Raw genomic sequence first — 21,093 nt, forward strand, 5'->3', positions numbered from 1 at the left:
ACTTCAGGAGTCGGTGGGCTGGGGCTTGTGGCGCCAGATCCACCACAGGCCGATGAACGGGAGGACCAGGGGGACGTAGCCGTAGCCGCTGCCGAAGCGGGACCAGACTGTGGCGTCCGGGAAGGCGACCCGGTCGGCGATGCTCAGGGTGCCGACGACCAGCACGCCGATCAGCTCGATGGTGCAGCTGACCAGGGCGATCAGTCGGCCGCGGACCCCGCCGACCGCCAGGCCGACGGTGGCCGCGATGTAGACCAGGCCGGCCAGCCCGGAGAGCAGGTAGGCCAGCGGGGCCTCGCCGAAGTGCGTGGTGATCTGGACCAGGGCGCGGGCGCTGGCCGAGAGCGCGAATGTGCCGTAGACCAGCAGCAACACCCGCCCCAGACCGGTGCCGAGCGCGGCATCCCGCGGCCGAGCCTTCGCCGCGGGAGAGGGCGCCGCGGGAGAGGGGGCCGCAGGAGAGGGCACCGCGGGAGAGGGGGCCGCGGGAGAGGGCACGGCGGGAGAGGGCACGGCGGGAGAGGGCACCGCGGGAGAGGGCACCGCGGGAGAGGGCGCGGCGGAAGAGGGCACCGCGGGAGAGGGGGCCGCGGGAGAGGGGGTTGCGGGGGGAGGGGTGCCGGGGGAGGGGTCAGACGACATGGGTCACCTCGGCGATCTGCTGCAGGCGCAGCACCAGAACGGGCAGAATGATCGCGCCGACCCCGAGGATCAGGGTGCCCCAGCGGGTCGGTTCGAGCTTGGCCAGCCAGAGCGCGGCCGGGCAGAAGGCGATCGTGGTGATCAGGTAGCCACCGAACGTGGCGGTGTCCGCCGGGCGGGTGCCGTCGAAGAGGCCGATCACGGCGACCACCACGAGGACCGCGGCCAGGGCGCTGAGCGCGGCCATGGTCAGCAGGTCGAGGCGGCTGGGCGCGCGGTCGAGCGCGCTGCGCAGCAGATACCACGCCGCCAGGAGGAGAGCGACGACGATCGTCGCCGTCGAGAGGGGACCGTTCACCCGGCACAGGTTACTGAGGTGCCGCTGGGCTGGTAACTTCCGGCCCGGGAGATCCTTTAGCGGAGAGGTGGTCGAACCGGTGCGGTTCGGATTATTCGGTACGGGTCCGTGGGCACACATGGTGCACTCCGAGGCGCTGGCCCGGCATCCACGGGCCGAGCTGGCCGGTGTCTGGGGCCGGAACCCGGAGAAGGCCGCCGAGCTGGCGGAGAAGCACGGGACCCGCGCGTACGCGGACCCGGACGAGCTGATCGCGGCGGTGGACGCGGTCGCGATCGCGCTGCCGCCGGACGTGCAGGCCCCGATCGCCATCCGGGCGGCGCGCGCCGGCAAACATCTGTTGCTGGACAAGCCGGTCTCCCTGCGTACCGAAGAGGCTGTTGAATTGGCCTCGGCCGTCGCGGACCGGGAGGTGGCATCGGTCGTCTTCTTCACCCGGCGTTTCGTGCCGGAGTGGGCGGAGTTCCTGGACGAGGCGGTGGCGACCGGCGGCTGGACCGAGGCCCGGGTGGACCACCTCGGTTCGATCTTCACGCCGGACAACCCGTTCGGCGCCTCGGCCTGGCGCAAGGAGCGCGGCGGGCTCTGGGACGTCGGCCCGCACGCGCTGTCGCTGGTGCTGCCGGTGCTCGGCCCGGTGACCGAGGTGACCGGTCTGGCCGGCAACCGCGACCTGACCGCGCTGGTGCTCCGGCACGAGGGCGGCGCGATCAGCCGGCTCACCCTTTCGGTGGACGCGCCGGAGGCGGCGGGCCGGGCGGTGACCGAGTTCTTCGGCGAGGCCGGGATCCGTGCCCTGCCGTCCGTCGACTTCGACGCGGTCACGCTCTACGGCCTGGCGCTGGACCAGCTGCTGACCGCCGCCGACGGTGGCGCGGCGTCGGCGCTCGACGTGGACTTCGGCGTCACGGTGACCCGGATCCTGGAAGCTGCCGAGGAGTCGATCCGGGACGGCCGGACGGTCCGGATCAGCTGATCACTTTCGGTCCCGTGGGCGGCGTCGCGGCCCACGGGACCTGCCCGGTCACGGTACGGTGCGCTCGATCGCGGCGGCGCCGTCGCGCTCCAGCTCGGCCCGGGCGCGGGCGACGTTCTCCGGTGTCGGGTACTTCCCCTGAGCCACCGCCAGGTCCTCGGGGTCCCAGGGTTGCTCGGCTCCGGTACGCCAGATCGGCGAGTCCTCCGGCGGTTTCTGGATCGTGCTCACGGCGGCCTCCTTCAGGTGATGTCCGGGCGGTTTTGGGGCCCGGTTTCCCATTCTGTACGCCGGGTAGCGGCAAGGTGGTCCGAACTGAGCGCTAACTGGACAGAACCTGCGCGTTACGGATGGACGCATAGTAGCGAGACGAATACATTTTCGCCTGTCATGCGTGCCCGGGACGACACGTCCCGTCAACGGCCCCGCGGGCCTGCGGGTCGCCGCCGGCGCGCGTGAGGTGAGGGGACGGATCTGCATGACGCACCACCGCACCGCAGCGAGACGAGTGCCGGACCATCGGACGATCGAGCGGCACGGCGCCGCGCCCGCCGGGGATGCCGCGGGCGACGGCCGGAGGGGCGTGCCGAGAGTGGGCCGGGTATGACCGGCCTCTGGGACGCCGAACGCGACGCCGGCGAGGTGGTGCGGGCCCTGGCGGGGCTGGCGGCGCTGCTGAACCAGGACCCCGCGGACCCCGGCCCGGACGAGGAGACCCTGCGGATCATGCGGCAGCTCGCCGTGAACGGCGCGGCGTCCGCGTCCCGGGTCCAGGGCTATCTGCACGAGCAGCGGGGCGCCGGTGACGGCGACGCGGCCGCGGTGCCACCGGCGCTGGGCGAGTGGCGCGACTGGGTGCCACCGCGTGGTCATCTGTTCGGCGCGCGCCGGGGACACGCCCCCGCCGCCCGCCGGGTCAACGAGGTGCCGCAGCCGCGCCGGTGTGATCCCGGGGAGTGACGGTCGCTCCGCGAGGTGCCGCAGCGGCGCCGGTGTGATCCCGGGGAGTGACGCTCACGCCGTCCGGCGCAACGTGTCGGACGGCGACACCCCGAAGCGCGTCCGGTAGGCCGAGGCGAAGCGGCCCAGGTGGGCGAAGCCCCAGCGATGGGCCACCGCCGCGACGGTGACCATCGCCGGGTCGGCCCGGCGCAGCGTCTCGTGCGCCCGGGTGAGCCGGGTCTGGTGCAGGTATGCCATCGGCGTGCAGCCGAGGTGCCGGCGGAAGCCCTCCTGCAGCGAGCGCACGCTCATCCGCGCGATCCGGGCCAGGTCGGCGACCGTGAACGCCCGGTCCGGCTCGGCGTCGATGGCGTCCAGGGCCCGGCGGATCGCCCGGGGCGGCCCGGCGGTGGCCGGCGCGACCAGCTCGGCGTGGTAGCGGTGCGGGACGCTGAGCAGCAGCCCGCTCAGCACGCTGCTGCACAGGTGCTCGGCGACCAGCGGCCGGAAGATCAGGCTGGCCTCGTGGTCCAGTTCGTCGTGCATCAGCCGGATCAGCCGGCTCCAGCTGTGCGCCGGGCCGCCGGTCAGATCAAAAGCGGCCGGGAGGTCGATCGGTCCCTCGACCGGGTGACCCAGCAGGGCGGCCAGTTCACTCTCCAGGGCGCAGCGGTCGATGCGGACGTCGAGCTCGGCGGACGGCGCCTGCGGTCGAAGGTAGACCGGATCGCCGGGGCGGAAGGTGACCGCGGTGGACGGTCCGGCGGTGACCTCGTGGCCGTTGCGCCGGGCTGTCACGCGCCCCGCGGTCGGCAAGGTCACGTGATAGGCGTCCCCTTCGGTCGCGACGAGTGTCGCCCGGCCGGTGAAGCGGAAATGGCCGACGGTAAGGGGTCCGAGTTGGATCACATTGACCTGGATCACGCTCTCGGCGCTCTCCGGTTCGCCCAGCGTCACCGGATGATAGAAACGATTCAGCACGTCACGAGCCGCCTGGCCGCCGGTGCTGTCAGAGTGGACAGTCCCCGGGGCCACCGGGTCACGCATGCATTCCGTTGCTCCATCGCATACGGTGAGTATTCGGCCAGGGTCAGTGGACAGTCAACGTGGTCGTCACACAGTGACCGTTCCAGCACATTCCGGCCATATGAACTACTCTGGCGTTCCGCGCCTACGTGGCGTAACTTGCAGACCAGCGGATTGTTGTAGGAACGCGGGTTCCTGTGGCGTCTCCCAGCGAACGCCGCGTGACGTACGACCTTTGTATCCGGGTCGGCGTGTCATGTCCCGCGGCAAGTCGGCGTCGGACCCTCCGAGGCCAGGAAGAGGGCAGCTGTGTATCTGCCGATCACGACCCGCCAGCTGGCCGACGGCACCGTCGAGATCGCCCCGAGCGGCGAGATCGACTTGGACAACGCCCACGTCATGCGGGACGCCGTCAACGACGTGCTGACCACCATGACGGCCAGCAAGATCTGTCTGGACCTGCAGCGCGTGATGCTGATCGACAGCATCGGGATCGGCATCCTGGTGGCCTGTTTCCACACCGCCGCCGCCAGCGGCATCAAGCTGGTGGTCAGCCACCCCAGTGCCACGGTGTACCGGCAACTCTGGGTCTCCGGGCTGGTCGGGCTGCTGGGCTGCGCCGAGCCGCCGTCACCGCGCACGTCGGTGGGCCTGCGCCCGTCCTGATCCAGCCACGTTTTTTCGGCCGGGGCGCGGACGCGCCCCGGCCGTTTACGTTCAGTGCGGTGGCGCCGCGGCCTGCTCCTGGGCCGCCCGCTCGTCACCGGAGAGCGTGGACAGCGGCTTCTCCTTGATGAAGGCCACCGCGACGATCGCCAGGAACGCGATCGGCGCGCCGATCAGGAACAGGTGCGCGGTCGCCGTTCCGTAGATCTCCCGGACCACGGTCAGCACCTCGGGCGGCAGCGTGGTCAGGTCGGGCACCTTGGCGGTGCCGCCGGTGGCGGCCGTGCCGAACTTCTCGCTGAACAGCGAGGTGACCTTGCCGGCCAGCACCGCGCCCAGCGCACTGACCCCGATCGAGCCGCCCATGCTGCGGAAGAACGTCAGCGCCGAGGTGGTGGCGCCGAGCTCGCTGGCCGGCACGTCGTTCTGCGCGGCCAGCACCAGGTTCTGCATCAGCATGCCGACGCCGACGCCGAGCACCGCCATGTAGAGCGAGATCAGCGGGACCGAGGTGGTGGCGCCGATCGTGCTCAGCAGCAGCATCCCGCCGGTCATCACGACCGCGCCGGCCACCAGGTACCTCTTCCACCTGCCGTACTTGGTGATCAGCTGACCGGCGATCGTGGACGAGACCAGCAGACCGAAGATCATCGGCAGGCTCATCAGGCCGGCCACCGTCGGCGACTTGCCCAGCGAGAACTGGAAGTACTGCGACAGGAACACCGTGCCGCCGAACAACGCGACGCCGACCAGCACGCTCGCGATGATGGTGAGGCTGACCGTCCGGTGCCGGAAGATGCCGAGCGGGATGATCGGCTCGGCCGCGCGGGACTCCACCCACACCGCCAGGGCCAGCAGCAGCACCCCGCCGGCCACGAACGCGACGGTCTGCACCGACGCCCAGGCGAAGTGCTGACCGGCCAGCGTGGACCAGATCAGCAGCGTGCTCACCCCGGCCGTGATCAGCAGCGCGCCCAGCCAGTCGATGGTCACGGCGCGCCGGGTCACCGGCAGGTGCAGGGTCTTCTGCAGCATCGCGATCGCGGCGACCGAGAACGGCACCCCGATCAGGAAGCACCAGCGCCAGCCCAGCCAGGACGTGTCCACCAGGACGCCGCCGATCAGCGGGCCGGCGATGGTGGCGACGCCGAAGACCGCGCCGAACAGCCCGGAGTACCGGCCCAGTTCGCGCGGCGGGATCATCGCGGCCATCACGATCATCGCGAGGGCCGACATACCGCCCGCGCCGACGCCCTGGGCGATCCGGCTGAGCAGCAGGATCTCGACGTTCGGGGCCAGGCCGGCGATCAGCGAGCCGAGCACGAACAGGCCGAGCGAGAGCTGGATCAGCAGTTTCTTGCTGTAGAGGTCGGCCATCTTGCCCCAGAGCGGGACGGTGGCGGTCATCGCGAGCAGCTCGGTGGTGACGATCCAGGTGTAGACGGACTGGCTGCCACCCAGCTCGGCGATGATCGTCGGCAGGGCGTTGGCGACCACCGTGGACGCCAGGATGCTGACGAACATGCCCAGCATCAGGCCGGACAGCGCCTGGACGACCTCGCGATGGGTCATCCGGCCGTCGGTGGGTTCGGTGGTTTCGTCGGCGGTGGGTTGGGCGGTCATCGCTTCCTCAGGGGGTGGGGGTGGGATCTTTCAGGCCGGCGGCGACCAGGCCGAAGGCCTCATGCAGGTGGTCGGCGAGAGACGTTGCCGGATCGGTCGCGGTTGTCCTCGCGCCTCCGGCGGTCTTGGGTACGCCGGGCAGCTCGGTTCCGGCAGCCCACCGCATCAGCGCGACCCGCAGCGCGGCACCGGTGACCGCGGCCAGCACCGGCGGGAACGCGTGCTCCGGCGGCAGCCCGAGCCGTCCCGCGATCGCGGCGGCCATCTCCTGCTCGGCGGTCGCGGCGATGGCGGCCAGCCGGGGGAGCAGCTGCGGATTGTTGGTGATCACCCGGAATCGGAGCAGCCACAGTTCCCGGTCGTCCTGGATCTGCCGGATCGCCGGGGCGAGCGCCGCCTCGACGGCGCTCAGGGCCGGGCCGGGCGGGGCGGCGAGCATCAGCTCCCGCGGGTCGGCGCAGCCCTCCAGGGGGTCGCCGACCAGGGCGTCGTCCTTGGAGGCGAAGTAGTTGAAGAACGTGCGCGGGGAGACGCCCGCGGCCTCGCTGATCTCGTCGACCGTGACACGGTCAGCGCCGCGCTCGTCGGCGAGCCGGAGCGCGGCGCTGATCAGGGCGAGGCGGGTCTGCCGCCGCTTGTGGTCCCGGTTCACGCCGGGGAGGTTACGCGAAACTTTGCAGAGACTGTAAAGTTTTTACAGATGGCGTTCCAGGAAGTCCACCGTGGCCGAAACCGCCCGGCCGACGTACGGGTCCACGTCGTACAGATCCACGTGGCGGGTGCAGTCCAGCCACAGCGTCTCGTCGGCGTGCATCGCCTCGGCCAGCTCCGGCGAGCAGTAGTCGTCCACCCTGCCGTGCACGATCAGGCTCGGCGGCAGCAGCGGGCGTACGCCCAGCACGTCGAGCGTCATGAGGCTGTGCAGCGAGCCCCGGGTGACCCGGTTCGGCCAGCCGGGGGAGCCGATCCACTTGCCGTAGTACGACAACGGCTCCTCACCCGGCATCGCCGCCTCGCCGTCCGGTGCGACCGCGGGGATCTCCTCGTCGTACCGGGCCAGCATGCCGGCCAGCGCGTCCCGGTAGGCCGCCAGGCCCATCCGCTCGGCGAACCACGCGGGGCTGTTGTACGCGCCGGCGATCCCGGCCACCGCGCGGACCCGGGGGTCGGTGGCGGCGGCGCGCATCGCGTAACCGGCGCCGAGGCAGATGCCGACGACTGCCCGGTCGTACCCGTCGAGCAGGCCGACGGCGGCCCGCAGGTCGGCCAGTTTGCCCTGGCTGTCCTCGTGTCCGGGTCGGCCCTCGCTGGCGCCGTGGCCGCGGTGGTCGAAGGCCAGGGTGGTGATGCCGGCCGCGGTGAGGCGCTCCGCGTACTCGGCCACCACCTGCTCCTTGACCCCGGTGAAGGGGCCGGTGAGCACGGCGGCACGACGGCCTGGGGCGGTACGCAGCACCCCGGCGAGTTGCAGTCCCTCGCTGAAGAACGTCACTGTCTCGGTCACGGCCCGACGCTAGGCTGCCGGGGCGGCGCGGGAGAAGAAGGCACTTTCGGGTACCCATGGGGGTGGAGCGTGGATCTGGTCGTACCGGACGTGCTGGAGGAGGGCTGTGTCACGCGGCAGGCCCTGGAACGGCTCGCGGTGAAGTGGCGGGTGCTGCTGATCTACGCGCTGGCCGACGGGGCGCAACGGCCGGCCCGGCTGCGCCGGCGGATCCCCGGGATCACCCCGAAGATGCTCACCGAGACGCTGCGCGGGATGGAGGCGGACGGCCTGGTGCTGCGCCGGGTCCACAAGCCCGACCCGCCGCAGCACGTCGAATACGAGCTGACCGCGCTCGGCCGCACCCTGCGCGAGCCGCTCGCCGCGATCTGCGACTGGGCCCGCGAGCACGGCTAGCTCAGTCGTTCAGCTGGGTGTGCTGGATCTCCGTGAGCGCGGCGGTGAGCCACGGGCTCAGGTCACGCCCGGCCAGCAGGTCAGTGATCAGCAGCGCGGCGTTGCGCGCCAGCGCCTCCGGTTTCGGCGCCTCGTCGCCGTCCTCGTCCAGCACGCCGAGCGCTCCGGCCAGCAGCCACAGCACGACCTGCGGGTTCGCTTCCGGGTGGGTGCGCACACAGGATCCGAGAGTTTCCCGTACGTCGTCAGCCGTCAACCCGTCCGGGTTGCCGTCCTCCAGCAGCAGCCGCAGCGTGGTGCCGAGGATCAGGCCGGTGTGCGTCGCCTCCAACGCGGCCAGGCCGGCGACGGCCTCCTCGAAGTCGTCCCGGGAACCGCTCCGGACCGCGGTGACGGCCGCCGTGGTGGCCGCCGCGACCGGGCGGGCCGGTGGGGGCAGATGCCGCCAGCTCTCAGTCATCCCGGGACCCTATCCGGTGGTGCCGTCGCCACCGGCACGGTGAGCCGGGACGCCGCGACCGTGACGGTGTGCCGGGTGGCGGCCAGCCCCGCGCCGCCGGTGCCCGGATTGCGGGCGAACCGCGGGAACGCGCCGCCGGAGACCTGCAGGCGCAGCCGGTGCCCGGCGAGCAGCCGGTGGAAGCACGGATCCAGGGTGAGTGTCAGCCGCTGTTCCTGGCCGGCCGGCACGTCCGGGTCGAGGCGCAGGTGCCGGTCGGTGACGTTGTGCGAGTGGCCGTGCGGGTCGGCGTCGCAGAGCCGGGCGAAGACGTCGGCGTACGGGTTGTCCACCGCCACGGTCAGCTCCAGCACCGGCGCGCCGATCACGTCGACCGCGGTGGGCAGCGGATCGGTGCTGAAGACCAGCACGTCCGCCCGCGCCTCCAAGGCCCGGTTGTCCTTCACGCCCATCGAACCGGTCAGGGTGCGGCCACCCACCGACGGGGTCGGGTCGGCCGGGTCGTAGCGGAACTCGGCGACACCCTCCGGACCGTCCGGCGCCGTGATGGTCAGCCGGTGCCCGGCCCGCAGGTGGAAGACGACCGGGTCGGACGGCGGCGGCCACTCGGGCAGGTCGTGCCAGGCGCGCTCGCCGGTCCGGTGCACTCGTACGGGTGACTTGCGGGCCGCGGCCCCACCGGCCAGGTGCTGATCGAGCCAGGCCGCGCTTTCCCGGGCGACCAGACCGGCCGCGTGCAGTCCCACCTGCAGATGTGTCCACGGGCCGACGGTCAGGGCGACGTCGACGCCGCGGGCTTGCAGGGTTTTGTACTGTTCCAGGGTCTGGTCCAGGAACAGGTCCTGCCAGCCGCCGATCAGCAGCACCGGAGCGGTCACCCCGGTCAGCGCGGCGCCGGCCCGGTACGGCTCCCACCACGGGTCGTCGCCGTCCGGGTGGCCGACCCAGTCGGCGTACCACGGGGCGCGCCCGCGCAGCACCGGCTCGGCCGCCGAGGCCAGCGGCAACCCGCCCAGCGCGGGCCTCAACCGGCGCCCGGCGGTGGCCATGCTCAGCACCCGGCGCAGGCCGCCGTCCTCCTGATGGACGATCTGATCACTCCAGCCGAGGAAGTCACCGAGGGTGAACGAGCCGGTTCCGTAGACCGCCTCGCGGAAGTCGTGCGGGCCGACGTAGACCACCGCGGCGCGCAACTCCGGCGGTGGGTCCTGCAGCAGCGCCCACTGGGTCCAGCCCAGGTAGGAGGCCCCGAGAGTGGCCAGCCGGCCGTCGAACCAGGGCTGGTCGCGCAGCCAGGCGACGGTGTCCTGACCGTCCTCGGCCTCCTGCGCCATCGGCCGGAAAGTGCCCTCGGAGCCGAACGTGCCGCGCACGCTCTGCAACAGCACGTGGTAGCCGCGGGCCGCGAGCAGCCGGCCGTTCAGCGCCGACGTGGGCAGACCGCGACCGTACGGGGTGCGGATCAGCACGGTGCCCCGCGGCTCGTCGGCGACCGGGCCGAAGTGGTCGCCGAGCAGTCGCACACCGTCCCGCATCGGGGTCCGGACCTGCTCCACCGTGTACTCGTGCAGGGCCGGCGACTGGCCGAGGAGCCGGCTCAGCATCGCGTCGCCCAGCCGCTGCCGTTTCGAGATCGCCATACCGGCCCCCTTTGTCGCATGCGGGAGAACCGACGATATCGGTGGCCCGGCGAAGGTGAAAGATGAATGGCATTCGCGGGATTGCCGATGTGCGAATCGGCCGGTATTTCGGCAAACTGCGTCGCGTGGACGAGGGAGACAAACTCGGGGGCCGGTACCGCCTGCTGAACGAACTCGGCCGGGGCGGGATGGCCGTGGTCTGGCGCGCCACCGATGAGGTGCTGAACCGTACGGTGGCGGTGAAGGTGCTGGCCGGGAGCTACGCCGGCGACGAGCGTTTCCGGTCGCGGATCCTGCACGAGGCGCGAGCCGCCGCGACGTTGTCGCACCCGAACATCGCGCAGATCTACGACTTCGGCGAATCGGTCGAGGGCGAATCCACTCCGGTGCCGTACGTCGTCATGGAATTGATCAACGGGCCGACGCTGCAACAGCTGCAATCGCATGCGCCGCTCCCGCCCCGCCGGGTATTCCGGATCTGCGGCGAGGTGGCCGCGGCCCTCGCCGCCGCGCACGAGGACGGCCTGGTCCACCGGGACATCAAACTGGCGAACGTGATGGTGCCGCCGTCCGGCGCGAAGGTGGTGGACTTCGGCATCGCCGCCGCGGCCGGACCGGCCGAACCGGAGGAGGGCCTGCTCGGCACGCCCGCCTACCTGGCGCCGGAACGCCTCACCGGCGGCGCGATCGAGCCGGCCTCCGACGTGTACGCGCTCGGCGTGCTGCTCTACCGCCTGCTCACCGACGACTCGCCGTGGACGGTGGAGACCACCACGCAGATGCTCAGCGCGCACATCTACCTCGAGCCGACGCCGATGCCCCGGCTGCCCGGGGTGCCGGCCGCGGTCGCCGACCTGGTCGACCGCTGCCTGGCCAAGGAGTGCGCGGACCGGCCGGACGCGGCCGAGGTGTCCGCGGTGCTCGGCGACGCCGCGGAGGCCGCCTCGATCCGCCCCGCGGCGCCGGAGGCCGATCCGGAACTCACCACCGCGCTGTCGCCGACCCGGTTCGACGAACAGACCGAGGCGATCGTCCCCGGGATGCGGCCCGCGGTGCCGTCGGCCGGCGGGATGCCGGACAGCCGGCGCAAACTCCTGCTGGTCGGCGCGGCCCTGGCCGCGCTGGCGGTGGTGGTGGCCACGCTCTGGGCGACCCGCTCGCACGAGCCGGTGGCCGCACCGGTCGACGACGTCGCGCCGGCCGCCAGCGGCGACATCGTGGAGGTGGCGCCCGGGGCGACCCGGTCGGCCGGTGCCTCACCGACCCCGGCGGCCTCCCGGAACTCACGGCACCCGGCCGCGCTGAACAGCGGCGTGCCGATCAGCGTCACCGCCTCCGCGGCGATCTCCCCGGCCGCGCCCTCGTCGGCGGCGGCCTCGGCGAACCCGAGTGCCAGCGCGCCGCCGAGCTCGTCCGCGCCGGCCGACCCGGGCACCCTGCTGGAGTCGAAGGGCGGCGCGGTCTACGCGGTCTGCGAGTCCGGCAACGCCAAGCTGATCGACTGGGAGCCGGCCGAGGGTTTCGAGGTGGAACGCGCCGACCCCGGCCCGGGGCTGACCGCCTCGGTGGTCTTCGCCGCCGACCTCAGCCGCTACCGCATGTCCGTGACCTGCCTCTCGGGCAAACCCAGCGCGGTGGTCCTCCCCCTCTGACCCCAGCTGGTCCTCAGGGGTGCCTCCGCAGCGCGGAGGCACCCCTGACAGCCAGCCAGGACCCGGGGGCGCGCTGCGGTCCGGGGTGGGCAGGGGCCTCGCGGGGCCTCACGGGCGGGACCCGGTGTGCGCGGCCCCCGCCGCGGCCAGCAGCGTCTCCGCGGCGGGGGTGCGGGAGTTGAGCAGGTGGCGGCGGTCGCGGTGGGTGGCGATCAGGCCGGCCGCGCGGAGGATCCGCAGGTGCTGGGAGATGCCACCGGCGGTGATGCCGGTGCGGCGGGCCAGCTCGGTGGTGGAGAGCGGGCCGGACAGGGCGGCCAGGATGCGGGCGCGGCCGGTGCCGAGCAGGGCGCTCAGCGCGTCCGGCGGGCGGGACGGTTCTTCCCACAGGGTGGCCACGCCGGCGGCCGGGTAGGCGAGTTGCGGTGTGCCCCAGGACGAGACGGTGAGCACCGACGGCCAGGCGAAGACCGACGGGATCAGCACCAGGTCACCGGCGTCCGGCACGTCCGGGGCGGTGCAGTGGCGCTGGTCGACGAGCAGCGTGCCGTCCCGCCAGTGGACCCGGTCGTGCAGGTCGGCGAGGACGGCGGGAGCGCCGTCGGTGGCCAGCCGGTGGGCGCGGCGGCGGACGTCCGCGTCGAGCAGGGCGTGGATCCGCGGCCAGTCCGGTGCGATCGCGGACCGCCAGTAGGCGGCGATCTCGTCGGCGAGCCGGGCCAGGCCGTCGCGCGGATCGGCGTGCAGCCGCCGCACCTCGGGGCCGGGTGAACCGGACATCAGGTCGAGGTGCGCGCGGACCACGTCGTCGCTGGTGGCGCGCAGGACCGCCAACTCGGCGTCGAGGCCGGGGTCCGGGCCGGTCGGCGGCGGCGTGAGGAAATCCGGGGCATAACCCCCGGTCGGCGGGATCAGGGCGGCGAGCAGGCCTTGCGGTCCGGGGCGGGTCCGGGCCGCCCATTTCTGATGTACGGACGGAACGCCCCGATCGTGCAGCACGCGCAGGCTGGCCAGCACCTCCCACAGGCCGGACACGGCGAACCTGATGCGGGAGGTGGCGATCGCGACCATGGTTTTAGTCTCCGCTAAATAGCTGCGTCCGTGCGGCCCGCCCGGGAAGACTTCCGGTGTGACTGACTTCCGTTCTCTGCATCAGCCCGGTTCCCCGCTCGTCCTGGTCAACGCGTGGGACGCGGCCAGCGCCCGGATCGTCGAGGCGGCCGGCGCCGCTGCCATCGCCACCACCAGCGCCGGGGTGGCCTGGAGCCTGGGTGCGCCGGACGGTGACGCGCTCGGTCGTGACCTGGCCGCCGAGCTGGCCCGCCGGGTGGTCGCGGCGGTCTCGGTGCCGGTCACCGTCGACGTCGAGTCCGGTTACGGCGACCCGGCCGGCACCCTGAAGGCGATGGCCGCGGCCGGTGTCGCCGGTGTCAACGTCGAGGACGGTTCCCGGTCCGCGGCCGAGCAGGTCGCCCGGCTGACCGCGGCGCACCAGGCGGCACCGGAGGTCTTCCTGAACGCCCGGATCGACACGCTGCTGTTCGGGCTCGGTGACGTGGCCGAGGCGATCAGCCGGGCCCGGGCCTATCTGGACGCCGGCGCGGACGGGATCTTCGTGCCCGGGGTGACCGACCCTGCGGTGATCACCGAGCTGGTCGCGGCGATCCCGGGGCCGCTCAACGTGATGACCGGGCCGGGCGCGCCGTCGATCGGCGAGCTGGCGAAGCTCGGTGTGGCCCGGATCAGCCTGGGGTCGTCGGTGGCGCAGGCGGCGTACGGGCTCGTCGACCGGGCGGCCCGGGAGATCTTCGGCGCGGGCACCTACCAGGAGCTGGCCGGCGCCGTCGAGTACGGCCGGATGAACACCCTCAGCCTGCACAAAGTCCAATCGTAGGGTCGGCTCCCAGAATCGGCAGATGATCTTCGTTGACGCGACCGGGAGGCGCCGGCGACTGCTCGGCGTCGCCGGTTTCCTGGTGACCCTGTTCGCGGCGCTCTACATGGGCGTGGTGGGTGCCGGCCTGGTGCGGGCCTCCGACGCGTCCCTCGCCGTCCGGGCCACGGTGTCCGCCGCACCCACCCCGTCGGCGTCGGTGAGCGCCTCCGCCGCGGCCGGCTAGCCGGCGAAGTCGTGGAACTGGCCGGTGAACTGGTACCTCGTCTGGGTGATCCCGCTGCAGGCGGCGTCCACCGAGCCGTCGTCGCAGTCGCCGTTGTCCCGGTTCACTGACCAGAACCGGACGAAGCCCAGCCCCTTCTGCCCGGCCCAGTCGAGCAGGTATGCCGCGTCCGCGGTCGTGGTGGTGCCGCCGGTGTTGTTCACGCCGATCATCGGGGTGACGCCGAGCATGGCGTAGCGGTCGTCGTCGTCCCGGTCCGGCCACACGGTGGCCAGGTCGGCGTGGACCGCCTCGGCGGCGAGGGTCATGGCCCGGCCCCACCCGCCGCCGGCCGCGCTGAAGTTCATCGTCATCGCGTTCACGGTGACCTCGACCCCGGCCGCCTCGGCGTTCCGCAGCAGCGCCAGGCCGTCGTCGGTGAGGCCGTCGGTGGTGCCCTCGACCGGGAGGGTCAGCGTGATCGCGGTGCCGCGCTCCTTCTGCAGGGCGGCGAGCGCCTCGGCCAGCGCGTCCAGCGGGACCTCCTGCTCGATGTCCACGTCCAGGCGGTTGGCGCCGGCCGCGTCCAGGGCCGATCCGTACGCGGTGACCAGCTGCTCCGGGGTGCAGACACTCTCCAGGTAGCTGCCGGTCGCGCCGCCGCTGGCCACGGTCACCTCGCCGCCCAGTGCGGCGATCTTGTCGATCTGGGCGGTGACCGTGGTGTCGTCGAGCGCGGTCCTGCCGTCCCAGGCCGGGGTGCACGTGCCGTTGCCGGCCAGCAGGAACGCGACGGTGAAGTCGGTCTGCCCGGTGGCGGCGGCGACCGCGTCCAGGTCGGCGCTGCTGCTGGTGACGTCGAGGTAGGGGGAGACCTTGACGGTCGGGGGGATGGCGGGGGCGCTCTGCGCGGTCCCGGTCGGTGCCGGGCCGGTGCTGGCGGCGGGACTCGTGCCCTTGTCGTCATCTCCCGAACAGCCACTGACCAGCAACAGGAGGACGACAGTCAGGGCGGGGAGGCGGTGGGGGAGCACGTCAGCACTATCCCACCGACAAAAGCCGCATGAAGCCGCAACAACGGCGCACCGGGCCGAGGGGTGACCCCCGGCCCGGCACCCCGGCAGGTCAGGCAGATGCGGCGGCCGCGGCCTTGCCCGCCTGGCGGCCGGAGAAGAGGCAGCCGCCCAGGAACGTGCCCTCCAGCGACCGGTACCCGTGCACCCCGCCACCGCCGAAACCGGCCACCTCGCCGGCCGCGTAGAGGCCCGGGATCGCCGCGCCGGCGGCGTTCAGCACCCGGCCGGACAGGTCGGTCTGCAGCCCGCCGAGGGTCTTGCGGGTGAGGATGTTGAGACGCACCGCGACCAGCGGCCCGGCGCTCGTGTCCAGCAGCTTGTGGATCGAGGCGGTCCGGCTGATCTGGTCACCGAGATAGTCCAGCGCGTTGCGGATCCCCATCACCTGGGCGTCCTTGCTGTACGCGTTGTCGATCTCCCGGTCCCGCGCGTCGACCTGCCGTTTCACCGCGGCCGGGTCGAGCAGGTTGTTGCCGGCCAGCCGGTTCATCCCGGCCACCAGCTCGGGCAGCGTCGCGGCCTGCACGAAGTCCACCCCGTACTTCTGGAACTTCTGGATCGGCTCCGGGGTCTGCCAGATCCGGGACAGCAGCAGCCACAGGTTCTTACCGGTCAGATCCGGGTTCTGCTCCGAGCCGGAGAGCGCGAACTCCTTGTCGACGATCTTCTGGGTGGTGACGAACCAGGAGTAGTCATATCCGGACGCGGTGATCGAGCCGAGCGTGTGCAGGGTGTCGTAGCCCGGCATGTCCGGCGCGCCGAACCGCTTGCCCTTGGCGTCGAGCCACATCGAGGACGGCCCGGGCAGGATCCGGATGCCGTGGTTCGGCCAGATCGGCGCGTAGTTGCGCAGGCCCTCGGTGTAGTGCCACATCCGGTCCGGGTTCACGATCCGCCCGCCGGCCTGCGCGGTGATCGACAGCATCCGGCCGTCCACGTGCGCCGGAACGCCGGTGATCATCGACTTGGGCGCGGGGCCGAGCCGGGCCGGCCAGTTCTGCCGGATCAGGTCCTGGTTCGCGCCGATCCCGCCGGACGTGACGATCACGATCGGCGCCTTCAGATCAAAATCACCGATCACGGTACGGGAGGACGGCGTCCCGCGAGCGGCCGTGCTGGCCTCCAGCACCGCCCCGCGCACGCCGGTGACCGCCCCGTTCGTGACGACCACCTCGTCCACCCGGTGCCGGAACTTGAAGACCACCTTGCCGGCCGCCACCCCGGCACGCACCTTCTTCTCGAACGGCTCGACGATGGCCGGTCCGGTGCCCCAGGTCACGTGGAAGCGCGGCACCGAGTTGCCGTGGCCGTCGGCCAGGCCACCGCCGCGCTCCGCCCAGCCCACTGCCGGGAACCACTGCAGCCCGAGCCCGGCCAGCCAGGAGCGCTTCTCGCCGGACGCGAACTGCACGTACGCCTGCGCCCACTTGTACGCCCAGTAGTCCTGCCCGGCCGGGTCGTCGATCCCGCGGTCGAACCCGGCCGTGCCCAGCCAGTCCTGCCAGGCCAGGTCGTACGAGTCCTTGACGCCCATCAGCCCCTGCTCGACCGAGTTGACCAGGAACAGCCCGCCGAACGACCACCAGGCCTGCCCGCCGAGGCTCGCCTCCGGCTCCTGGTCCAGCAGCAGCACCTTGCGCCCGGCCGCCACCAACTCGGACGTGGCGACCAGCCCGGCCAGCCCGTGCCCGATCACGATGGCGTCCGCGTCGGCTGCCGCGGCGGCGCCGAACGCCGGTGTCGCCCCGGTGGCGGCCAGAGCCGCCCCGGCCGTGGACGCAGCAAGTACGGTGCGGCGATTCATGAGCCCTCCTCGCTTTTCCTGGGCTCTGATGTAAACAAGACGGTCATCCCGCGCGGTAGTCGCTGGGGACCAAAGCGAAACTCGGTCGTTGTCGACCGGCGCTGTTGCGTACGGTTTTCCGGTGACCGAGATGAGATCCGTGCCAGAGAAGATCACCCTCGACGGCCTCGAGCGGAAATGGCGCGAGGTATGGGCCCGGAACGGCACCTACACGTTCGACCGGACGGCGCCCCGATCGCGGGTCTTCTCGATCGACACCCCGCCGCCGACGGTCAGCGGGTCGCTGCACGTCGGGCACGTGTTCTCGTTCACCCACGCCGACGCGATCGCCCGCTACCAGCGGATGACCGGCCGCGAGGTGTTCTACCCGATGGGCTGGGACGACAACGGGCTGCCGACCGAGCGCCGGGTGCAGAACCACTACGGCGTGCAGTGCGACCCGTCGCTGCCGTACGACCCGGACTTCACGCCGCCCTCGACGGTGCCGAGCCGGCCGCTGCCGATCTCCCGGCGCAACTTCGTCGAGCTGTGCCAGCGGCTGACCGCGATCGACGAGCAGGCGTTCGAGGACGTGTGGCGCCAGGTCGGGCTGTCCGTGGACTGGTCGCTGCAGTACAGCACGATCGACGACACCAGCCGGGCGGTCTCGCAGCGGGCGTTCCTGCGCAACCTGGAGCGTGGTGAGGCGTACCTCGCGGACGCGCCGACGCTCTGGGACGTCACGTTCCGGACGGCGGTGGCACAGGCCGAGTTGGAGGACCGGGAACGGCAGGGTGCGTACTACCGGCTCGCGTTCGGCCTGCCCGGCGGCGGGACCACGTACATCGAGACCACCCGGCCCGAACTGCTCCCGGCCTGCGTGGCGCTCGTCGCGCATCCCGGCGACGAGCGGTACCAGAAGCTGTTCGGCACGTATGCCACCACGCCGGTGTTCGGCGTCCAGGTGCCGATCCGGGCGCACCCGCTGGCCCAGCCGGACAAGGGCTCCGGCATCGCGATGATCTGCACGTTCGGCGACCTCACCGACGTGATCTGGTGGCGTGAGCTGGACCTGACGACCCGCCCGGTGATGGGCCGGGACGGCCGCCTGCTGGCCCAGCCGCCCTCGGACGTGCCGGCCGGGCCTTACGCCGAGCTCGCCGGGAAGACCGCGTTCTCGGCGAAGGAGAAGATGGTCGAGCTGCTGCGGGCCGCCGGCGCGCTGGACGGCGAACCCCGGCCGACCACACAGCAGGTGAAGTTCTACGAAAGGGGCGACAAGCCGCTCGAGATCGTCACGACCCGGCAGTGGTACATCCGCAACGGCGGCCGGGACGCCGCGCTGCGCGCTGCCCTGCTCGCGCGGGGCCGCGAGATGACCTGGTCACCGGAGTTCATGCGGAACCGGTACGAGAGCTGGGTGGAGGGCCTGGCCGGTGACTGGGTGATCAGCCGGCAGCGGTTCTTCGGCGTGCCGTTCCCGATCTGGTACCCCCTCGACGCGGCCGGTGAGCCGGACCACGCCGCGCCGATCACCGCGACCACGCTGCCGGTCGACCCGAGCAGCGACACCCCGCCCGGCTTCACCGAGGACCAGCGCGACAAGCCGGGCGGCTTCACCGGCGACCCGGACGTGATGGACACCTGGGCCACCTCGTCGCTCACCCCGGAGATCGCCGGCCGGTGGGGCCTGGACGACGACCTGTTCGAGCGGGTCTTCCCGATGGACCTGCGCCCGCAGGCCCACGAGATCATCCGTACCTGGCTGTTCGCCACGGTGCTCCGCGCCCACCAGGAGTTCGACAGCCTGCCGTGGCGCACCGCGCTGCTCTCCGGCTGGATCCTCGACCCGGACCGCAAGAAGATGTCGAAGTCCAAGGGCAACACCGTCACCCCGATGGCGCTGCTGGAGGAGTACGGCTCGGACGCGGTCCGCTACTGGGCGGTCAGCGGCCGCCCGGGCACCGACACCGCGTTCGACACCGGCCAGATGAAGGTCGGCCGCCGGCTCGCCATCAAGATCCTCAACGCGACGAAGTTCGTGCTCCGGTTCGGCGTCGCCGCCGATCTCGAGGCCGCTGCCGTCACCGAACCGCTGGACCGCGCCATGCTCGCCGGTCTCGAGGCCGTCGTGGCTGACGCCACCAGGCACTTCGAGGGGTACGACTACGCGCGCGCCCTGGAACGCACCGAGCAGTTCTTCTGGACGTTCTGCGACGACTACCTGGAGCTGGTCAAGGAGCGGGCGTACGCCGACCCGGCCGACCCGGCCACCCGATCGGCACACGCCGCGCTGGCGCTCGCCCTGCGGACGTTGCTGCGGCTGTTCGCGCCGGCGCTGCCGTTCGTCGCCGAGGAGGCCTGGTCCTGGTGGCAGGACGGTTCGGTGCACCGCGCCGCGTGGCCGTCCGCCGGCGAACTCGCGCCGGCACTGGACCCGGCGGCCCCGGCCACGCTGCTCGGCCTGGCCGGCACCGTGCTCGGCCTGGTGCGCAAGGCGAAGTCCGAGGCCAAGCAGTCGATGCGTACCGAGGTGGCCCACCTGACGGTGCGCGGACCGGAGGCCGACGTGCTCGCCTTCGGCCTGGTCAGGCCGGACGTGCAGGCAGCCGGCGTGGTCCGCGAGGTGACCGTCGAGGCGGTCGGTGAGACGGTGCTCGCCGAGGTCCGTCTTGCCTAGTTGACACCGGGGAGGGGCCTTCGTGCCCCTCCTCAGCGTGTCCGCTGCGGTACGCTCCGCCCGTGCCCGACAAGATCAACGCTCGCCGCTTCCCGCGGTCGAAGCCGTTCGAGTTCCTGGTGCTGCTCATCGTGGCGGTAGTGGTCGCCGCCGGGGTGCGCACCTTCCTGGTGCAGACCTTCTACATCCCGTCCGGATCGATGGAGAACACGCTTCTCCTGAACGACAAGGTCCTGGTGAACAAGGCGGTCTACCGGTTCCGGGACCCGGCGCGCGGCGAGATCGTGGTCTTCGAACCGCCGGTCGGCTGGGGCATCGGCCCCAGCGAGCAGGAGTACATCAAGCGGGTGATCGGCATCGGCGGCGACCGGGTGGTCTGCTGCGACGCCGACAAGCGGATCACCGTGAACGGGCACGCCCTGGCCGAGGACTACCTGTTCCCCGGCGACGCGCCGTCCGACGAGGAGTTCGACGTGACCGTCCCGGCGGGCCGGATGTTCATGATGGGCGACCACCGCTCGGACTCGGCCGACTCCCGCGCCCACATGGACAGCGACCAGGGCACCATCCCGGTGGACCGGGTGGCCGGGCGGGCCTTCGCCATCTACTGGCCGTCGTCCCGGTGGCGCTCCCTGTCAGTCCCGTCCACCTTCGACGCCATCCCCTGACGACCCGGCCTGCCCGGACGTCCGCTGCCGGACCAGCCCGGGGGGTGATCTGTTCAGCGGTGTCCATCGAGGACCCTCACGCCTGTTCGACGACCGGGCGCAGCAGGCCCACGCCGTCCGGGAACAGGTAGGAGCCGCTCTCCGCCCCGAACCGGTCCACCACGTCACCGGGACGGAGGTGGAACTCGATGCTGGTCACCGCACCCCGCTGCGCCGCCTCGTCCATCCCGAAGTCGACGAGCTCGGTGAGCCGCTTGCTGCGCTCGGCTGCCACGGCCTCGTCGGCGTCGCCGAACACGGCCGGCTCCGGCCCCTCGAAGACCAGCTCTCGTTCCGCGTTCAGTCGCGCCGCTTCTCGTTTGACCCGTTCGGTATCCGCGGCCAGTTCCTTGCGGGACAACCGGGGCACGTTCGGGTCCGGCGGGCGGGGGTGGCGGGTGAACTCCCGGACCTCCCGCAGCCGATCGTAGAAATTGCGGGCAGCCTCTGCCTCGGAGGTGTACTCGCCGTGAACCCACTCCAGCGATCGCTCCCGGTTCCCGACCACCCAACGGTCGTCCCGGTGTTCCAGGAGCAGATAGGCGCCCTGATCCCGGGCCAGCCGAACCAGTCCCGGTACCTCGTAGAACTCGCCGTCGGGTACGCCCGCGGCCCGGAGCGCGACGATGAGGCTCTGCCGGACGTGCTGGATCCCACCGCCGGGCTGGCCGAACGCCGGGGCGATCGAGCCGCTCTCCACATTGAACGCCCGCCGCACCTCGTATCGGTGGTAGCCGTGCGGCGCACGGTCGCCGGGAGGTTGTCCCAAGTTGCTCGGTGGCAACGCCCGCTGCTCGAACGGTGGTCAGGGTATTTCCAGCTGCCCTTGCCGCTGTCCCCGTGGGTGTTCAGGAAGTCGTCAC

The 21,093-nt window shown here is 72.1% G+C and carries 21 protein-coding genes and 1 pseudogene; 9 read left to right on the forward strand and 13 right to left on the reverse strand.

Features of this window, described 5'->3' with window-relative positions; all coding sequences use genetic code 11:
* Positions 1 to 3 precede the first annotated feature (3 nt).
* Together Apa02nite_RS07660 and Apa02nite_RS07665 are read right to left on the reverse strand one after the other, a co-directional pair.
* Positions 4 to 375: a hypothetical protein gene (locus Apa02nite_RS07660; protein WP_239164176.1), complete on the reverse strand. Its 372-nt coding sequence runs from the start codon at positions 373 to 375 to the stop codon at positions 4 to 6.
* Between the two features lie 256 nt (positions 376 to 631).
* Positions 632 to 1,000, reverse strand: a complete 369-nt coding sequence (locus tag Apa02nite_RS07665; RefSeq protein WP_067685911.1) for a hypothetical protein — start codon at positions 998 to 1,000, stop codon at positions 632 to 634.
* A gap of 79 nt (positions 1,001 to 1,079) precedes the next feature.
* Between Apa02nite_RS07665 and Apa02nite_RS07670 the strand changes: the two genes are divergently transcribed.
* Positions 1,080 to 1,976, forward strand: coding sequence for a Gfo/Idh/MocA family protein (locus tag Apa02nite_RS07670; protein WP_203824438.1), 897 nt, complete (start codon positions 1,080 to 1,082; stop codon positions 1,974 to 1,976).
* Positions 1,977 to 2,024: 48 nt separating this feature from the next.
* Here the strand turns inward: Apa02nite_RS07670 and Apa02nite_RS07675 are convergent, their stop codons facing one another.
* Positions 2,025 to 2,207 (reverse strand): hypothetical protein, encoded by a 183-nt coding sequence (locus Apa02nite_RS07675; protein WP_067685907.1) that lies wholly within the window; start codon positions 2,205 to 2,207, stop codon positions 2,025 to 2,027.
* Between the two features lie 372 nt (positions 2,208 to 2,579).
* Here Apa02nite_RS07675 and Apa02nite_RS07680 point away from each other — a divergent pair, with 372 nt between their 5' ends.
* Positions 2,580 to 2,936 (forward strand): hypothetical protein, encoded by a 357-nt coding sequence (locus Apa02nite_RS07680; RefSeq protein ID WP_203824439.1) that lies wholly within the window; start codon positions 2,580 to 2,582, stop codon positions 2,934 to 2,936.
* A gap of 54 nt (positions 2,937 to 2,990) precedes the next feature.
* Here the strand turns inward: Apa02nite_RS07680 and Apa02nite_RS07685 are convergent, their stop codons facing one another.
* Positions 2,991 to 3,965, reverse strand: coding sequence for a helix-turn-helix transcriptional regulator (locus Apa02nite_RS07685; protein WP_203824440.1), 975 nt, complete (start codon positions 3,963 to 3,965; stop codon positions 2,991 to 2,993).
* A gap of 288 nt (positions 3,966 to 4,253) precedes the next feature.
* On the opposite strand from Apa02nite_RS07685, the gene Apa02nite_RS07690 reads away from it, so the two are divergent.
* Positions 4,254 to 4,610, forward strand: coding sequence for an STAS domain-containing protein (locus Apa02nite_RS07690; protein WP_067685901.1), 357 nt, complete (start codon positions 4,254 to 4,256; stop codon positions 4,608 to 4,610).
* 51 nt (positions 4,611 to 4,661) lie between these two features.
* Here the strand turns inward: Apa02nite_RS07690 and Apa02nite_RS07695 are convergent, their stop codons facing one another.
* The 3 genes from Apa02nite_RS07695 to Apa02nite_RS07705 are packed head-to-tail and all read right to left on the reverse strand — an operon-like array spanning position 4,662 to position 7,737.
* A complete protein-coding gene (locus Apa02nite_RS07695) occupies positions 4,662 to 6,233 on the reverse strand; it encodes an MDR family MFS transporter (protein WP_203824441.1) in 1,572 nt (523 codons plus the stop codon).
* Positions 6,234 to 6,240: 7 nt separating this feature from the next.
* Positions 6,241 to 6,885 carry a TetR/AcrR family transcriptional regulator gene (locus Apa02nite_RS07700; RefSeq protein ID WP_203824442.1) on the reverse strand — a complete coding sequence of 215 codons (645 nt, stop codon included), beginning with the start codon at positions 6,883 to 6,885 and terminating at the stop codon, positions 6,241 to 6,243.
* Between the two features lie 42 nt (positions 6,886 to 6,927).
* On the reverse strand, positions 6,928 to 7,737 hold the full coding sequence (locus Apa02nite_RS07705; RefSeq protein WP_203824443.1) for an alpha/beta hydrolase: 810 nt from the start codon (positions 7,735 to 7,737) through the stop codon (positions 6,928 to 6,930).
* A gap of 69 nt (positions 7,738 to 7,806) precedes the next feature.
* On the opposite strand from Apa02nite_RS07705, the gene Apa02nite_RS07710 reads away from it, so the two are divergent.
* Entirely contained in the window at positions 7,807 to 8,133 is a 327-nt protein-coding gene (locus Apa02nite_RS07710; RefSeq protein WP_203824444.1) for a winged helix-turn-helix transcriptional regulator, read from the forward strand.
* Between the two features lies 1 nt (position 8,134).
* Here Apa02nite_RS07710 and Apa02nite_RS07715 read toward each other — a convergent pair whose 3' ends face one another.
* Together Apa02nite_RS07715 and Apa02nite_RS07720 are read right to left on the reverse strand one after the other, a co-directional pair.
* Positions 8,135 to 8,593, reverse strand: coding sequence for a hypothetical protein (locus tag Apa02nite_RS07715; RefSeq protein WP_203824445.1), 459 nt, complete (start codon positions 8,591 to 8,593; stop codon positions 8,135 to 8,137).
* Entirely contained in the window at positions 8,590 to 10,233 is a 1,644-nt protein-coding gene (locus Apa02nite_RS07720; protein WP_203824446.1) for a CocE/NonD family hydrolase, read from the reverse strand. Before Apa02nite_RS07720 ends, Apa02nite_RS07715 begins: the two co-directional genes overlap by 4 nt.
* Positions 10,234 to 10,358: 125 nt before the next feature.
* Between Apa02nite_RS07720 and Apa02nite_RS07725 the strand changes: the two genes are divergently transcribed.
* Positions 10,359 to 11,885: a serine/threonine-protein kinase gene (locus Apa02nite_RS07725; protein WP_203824447.1), complete on the forward strand. Its 1,527-nt coding sequence runs from the start codon at positions 10,359 to 10,361 to the stop codon at positions 11,883 to 11,885.
* Between the two features lie 108 nt (positions 11,886 to 11,993).
* On the opposite strand, the gene Apa02nite_RS07730 is transcribed toward Apa02nite_RS07725, so the two are convergent.
* Positions 11,994 to 12,956 (reverse strand): ArsR/SmtB family transcription factor, encoded by a 963-nt coding sequence (locus Apa02nite_RS07730; RefSeq protein ID WP_203824448.1) that lies wholly within the window; start codon positions 12,954 to 12,956, stop codon positions 11,994 to 11,996.
* Positions 12,957 to 13,014: 58 nt separating this feature from the next.
* Here Apa02nite_RS07730 and Apa02nite_RS07735 point away from each other — a divergent pair, with 58 nt between their 5' ends.
* On the forward strand, positions 13,015 to 13,779 hold the full coding sequence (locus Apa02nite_RS07735; RefSeq protein WP_203824449.1) for an isocitrate lyase/PEP mutase family protein: 765 nt from the start codon (positions 13,015 to 13,017) through the stop codon (positions 13,777 to 13,779).
* A 22-nt stretch (positions 13,780 to 13,801) separates the two neighbouring features.
* Entirely contained in the window at positions 13,802 to 14,005 is a 204-nt protein-coding gene (locus Apa02nite_RS07740; protein WP_203824450.1) for a hypothetical protein, read from the forward strand.
* Here the strand turns inward: Apa02nite_RS07740 and Apa02nite_RS07745 are convergent.
* Positions 14,002 to 15,018, reverse strand: coding sequence for a glycoside hydrolase family 18 protein (locus Apa02nite_RS07745; protein ID WP_239164178.1), 1,017 nt, complete (start codon positions 15,016 to 15,018; stop codon positions 14,002 to 14,004). The two genes, Apa02nite_RS07740 and Apa02nite_RS07745, sit on opposite strands and share 4 nt — an antisense overlap.
* Positions 15,019 to 15,109: 91 nt before the next feature.
* Positions 15,110 to 16,864, reverse strand: a complete 1,755-nt coding sequence (locus Apa02nite_RS07750) for an FAD-binding dehydrogenase (RefSeq protein WP_203824451.1) — start codon at positions 16,862 to 16,864, stop codon at positions 15,110 to 15,112.
* Between the two features lie 139 nt (positions 16,865 to 17,003).
* On the opposite strand from Apa02nite_RS07750, the gene valS reads away from it, so the two are divergent.
* Both valS and lepB read left to right on the forward strand, forming a co-directional pair.
* Positions 17,004 to 19,523, forward strand: a complete 2,520-nt coding sequence (valS, locus tag Apa02nite_RS07755; RefSeq protein WP_203824490.1) for a valine--tRNA ligase — start codon at positions 17,004 to 17,006, stop codon at positions 19,521 to 19,523.
* Between the two features lie 62 nt (positions 19,524 to 19,585).
* Positions 19,586 to 20,191: a signal peptidase I gene (gene lepB, locus Apa02nite_RS07760; protein ID WP_239164179.1), complete on the forward strand. Its 606-nt coding sequence runs from the start codon at positions 19,586 to 19,588 to the stop codon at positions 20,189 to 20,191.
* A gap of 76 nt (positions 20,192 to 20,267) precedes the next feature.
* On the opposite strand, the pseudogene Apa02nite_RS07765 reads toward lepB, so the two are convergent.
* Positions 20,268 to 21,020: pseudogene (locus Apa02nite_RS07765) on the reverse strand (TNT domain-containing protein); the annotation flags it as partial.
* Positions 21,021 to 21,093 lie beyond the last annotated feature (73 nt).

Source organism: Actinoplanes palleronii, assembly GCF_016862315.1.
Taxonomy (GTDB): domain Bacteria; phylum Actinomycetota; class Actinomycetes; order Mycobacteriales; family Micromonosporaceae; genus Actinoplanes; species Actinoplanes palleronii.